Source organism: Aurantimonas sp. A3-2-R12, assembly GCF_036016755.1.
In the GTDB taxonomy this organism is placed as follows: Bacteria; Pseudomonadota; Alphaproteobacteria; order Rhizobiales; family Rhizobiaceae; genus Aurantimonas; species Aurantimonas coralicida_A.
The window spans coordinates 1-579 of record NZ_JAYXIH010000150.1 but is presented as its reverse complement, the minus strand read 5'-3'; the positions used below and the strand labels follow the sequence as shown (position 1 = coordinate 579).

Below are 579 nucleotides of genomic sequence, written 5' to 3'. Positions count from 1 at the left end.
CATCAGCGCCAAAATGCCGAAAAGTTCATTGCCCCTGCATCGAGGGCCGCGTAACGTTCAACCCGGCATCGCCGCTCAACGAAGTTCAACAAACTTCGGGACATCCCCCGGAAAGGACGTCCTGATACCTCTGCCCCGAGATGGACGAGATGTAGCGTGAGAGGAATCTGTTGCCGACGTTGTGACCGGCCCGCGTGTTCTGCTTCATATAGGCGCCGCTGGAAAGCCTATCCCCAACGACCATATCGCAACGGTTCCGCAGCAAAATCTCGACCAGCTTCACAGCGTCTTGGGCAGGGTAGGTTCCGTCGCCGTCTGTCATAATGTAGATATCGGCATCGATGCGGCTGAAGCCGGTCTTGACCGCCGCGCCCTTGCCTTGCCGGGTCTCGCTCAACACAAAGCCACGACCATCCTGTAGGGCTTCTCTGGCGCGTTCCGCGGTACGGTCTGTGGAGTTGTTATCGACGACTAGAGCATCCGGCGAATAATTTGAATCGACGGGTTCCCATTTGATGTTCGGTTTGATTCTCTGTGAGCAGGAGGTGCTTCATGGGAAAGGCTGTTTCATCAGATTTG

The 579-nt window shown here is 56.0% G+C and carries 1 protein-coding gene; it reads right to left on the bottom strand.

Going from position 1 to position 579, the window contains the following annotated elements; genetic code table 11:
* Positions 1-85: 85 nt before the first annotated feature.
* Positions 86-517, bottom strand: coding sequence for a glycosyltransferase (locus tag VSX60_RS22490; protein WP_327626455.1), 432 nt, complete (start codon positions 515-517; stop codon positions 86-88).
* Between the last annotated feature and the right edge of the window lie 62 nt (positions 518-579).